2 protein-coding genes and 1 pseudogene are annotated in these 2,508 nt (G+C 74.4%); 1 reads left to right on the top strand and 2 read right to left on the bottom strand.

Going from position 1 to position 2,508, the window contains the following annotated elements:
• Positions 1-486: 486 nt before the first annotated feature.
• Positions 487-1,116 (top strand): annotated as a pseudogene (locus tag O3Q52_RS51875) (GntR family transcriptional regulator); the annotation flags it as partial.
• 123 nt (positions 1,117-1,239) lie between these two features.
• Here O3Q52_RS51875 and O3Q52_RS51870 read toward each other — a convergent pair.
• On the bottom strand, positions 1,240-2,013 hold the full coding sequence (locus O3Q52_RS51870; protein ID WP_269655365.1) for a hypothetical protein: 774 nt from the start codon (positions 2,011-2,013) through the stop codon (positions 1,240-1,242).
• Positions 2,014-2,177: 164 nt separating this feature from the next.
• Positions 2,178-2,508 (bottom strand): CdaR family transcriptional regulator (locus tag O3Q52_RS51865; protein ID WP_269655364.1); only part of this gene is annotated, 331 nt, incomplete at its 5' end.

Genomic DNA, 2,508 nt, shown 5'->3' with positions numbered 1-2,508 from the left:
GACGCCCCCCGTGACGCCGCCGCACCCGGCACCCCGGCTTCGGCTCCCGCCGCCGCTCCTGCTCCCCCCGAGGACACGGCTCGCGGGGAGCACACGCACAGCGAGACGCCGATTCCGCAGCCGAGGGTGACGCGCGAGGTGCTCCCGGCCTCGGCGGACGCGCCGGGAACTGGTGCACGCCGGACTTCGACGGCCGCTTCCGGCCGCCCGGCCGCCCCCGAGGCCCTCGGAGACCCCTGGCACCACGGGACCTCCGGAGCCCCCGCCGCTCCTGGCGGCTTCGGGGGACCTGGAAGCCACGGCACTCCCGGAGGACTCGGAGCGCCGAGCGCACCGGCGGCGCCCGGCGGCCCCGGCGTTCGCGATGGATCAGGCGCACGTGATGGATCCGGCGTTCGTGGTGGATCCGGCGCACGCAGTGGATCCGGCTCGCGAGGCGTCCCCGCCGCCCGTACGTCTTCCGCGCCCCCCTCCCTGTCCGGGTCCCCCCGCCCCGCGATTCAGCGAGCCTCCGTCCGCGGCCAGATCCTCGACGCCCTGCGGGCCGCCCTCGTGGCCGGCGAACTCGCCCCCGGTGAGGTCTATTCGGCCCCCGCGCTCGGCGAGAGCTTCGGTGTCTCGGCGACACCCGTGCGCGAGGCCATGCAGCAACTCGCCACCGAGGGCGCCGTGGAGGTCGTACCGAACCGGGGCTTCCGCGTCGTGGAGCGCGGCGCCCGCGAGCTGGCCGAACTCGCCGAGATCCGCGGGCTGATAGAGGCGCCCGTGATGCTGCGCCTGGCCCGCGCCCTGCCGGCCGACGACTGGGAGGACCTGCGGCCCCTCGCGGAGGAGACGGCCCGGGCTGCGGCCGTCGGCTGCCGGGCGACGTACGCCGAGGCCGACCGCGCCTTCCACCGGGCGATCCTCGACCTCGCGGGCAACGAGCAGCTCGTACGTATCGCGGACGAACTTCACCGGCGTGCGCAGTGGCCCCTCGGCGGCAGCCCCACCGCTCGCGCCCGCCTTGAGCTGATGGCGGACGCGGCGCAGCATCTTGCCCTTCTGGACGCCCTGTCCGCGCAGGACCTGTCGGCGGTCGAGGCGCTGCTGCGGGAACACTTCGTCAGCATGTGAGACTCCGCCGGCCGCAGGCCCCTTCAAGGGGCGCGGGGCTGTGACATTTGCGGCTGCGCCGCGGGGCGCGACCAGCCCCCACGCACCCGCACATGCCACATCAGCCGGCGGCAGCCACACGGCTCAGGCGGTTGCCGCCGGCGGAGTCAACTGGTCCGCCAGCCAGGTCGGTACGCCTCCAAGGAGACGGAACAGACGTCCCGCCTCGGCGCGCAAGCGCGAGGCCTCCGGCTCGGTCTCCGCGTCGGCCAGGGAGGCCAGCGCCGGAGCCGTGCCCACCAGATAGCCCAACTCCTCCCGGATGCGCAGGGATTCACCGAAGCCGTGTCGTGCCTCCACCAACTCGCCCTCGCGCAGGGCGAGTCCGGCGAGGTGGCGCCAGGTGAAGGAGAGCAGCAGGGGGTCGTCCTGGGCGGTGGCGCCTGCGTGGGCGCGGCGATAGGCGGCGCGCGCGGACTGCGGGGAGTGGGCGAGGTTCTCGGCGAGCAGCCCGCGCCGGAAGTCGAGCAGAGCCCGGCCCGGAGCGCCGGGCGCGATCAGTGCGGCGGCCCGGCCCAGCGCGGCCCGTGCCTCGTCGGCCCGGTCGCGGACGGCGAGCAGAGTGGACGCGTACGCGAGCTGCCCGCGCTCGCACGCCGCGGCGCCCCGCCCGTCGTCGGACCGGGCCAGCGCCTCCGCCGTACGCAGCGCGTCCTCCGCGTCCGCCCAGCCCTGCTCGGTGTAGAGGCACCGCTCGACGAGGAGCGAGGCCCGCTGGAGCGCGGCCGATGCCGTGTGCGGTTCGAGGAGCGCCGCCGCGTCGGCCCAGCAGGCGCGCGAGCGCAGCCGCCACACCGCGGTCTGGAGTGGATCGTCCCCTGCAGTCGTCCCGTAACCAGACATGGCGGTATGCGCCACGTTGCCCTCCCCGAGCACGCCATTGAGCTGTTGAGTGGTGGCGGCATCTCAGCACGAATGCACTCGCCCGGCCAAGGGGGTGGGTGAAGGATTTCACAAAGTCGTGGGACAAGGGGTGCGGCGGCGAAGGCACTTGGTGCCATCTGCCGCGCACCCTCGTGACCTCAGCTCATGCGCAACGCCAGGAAGAAGTCGAGCTTGTCCTCCAGGCGGGAAAGATCGCGACTCGTCAACTGCTCGATGCGTCCCACCCGGTAGCGCAGCGTGTTGACGTGCAGGTGCAGACGGGCGGCGCACCGGGTCCAGGAGCCGTCGCAGTCGAGGAACGCCTCAAGGGTCGGGATCAGCTCGGCGCGGTGGCGCCGGTCGTAGTCGCGGAGGGGATCGAGCAGCCGCGCCGTGAAGGCGCGCCGCACGTCGTCCGGCACGAAGGGCAGGAGCAGGACGTGCGACGCCAGCTCCTGGTGCCCGGCCGGGTGTGCGCGGCCGGGCACC

Origin of the sequence: Streptomyces sp. ActVer, assembly GCF_027270795.1 — a bacterium.
In the GTDB taxonomy this organism is placed as follows: domain Bacteria; phylum Actinomycetota; class Actinomycetes; order Streptomycetales; family Streptomycetaceae; genus Streptomyces; species Streptomyces umbrinus_A.
This window is presented reverse-complemented; position numbering and strand designations above follow the sequence as displayed.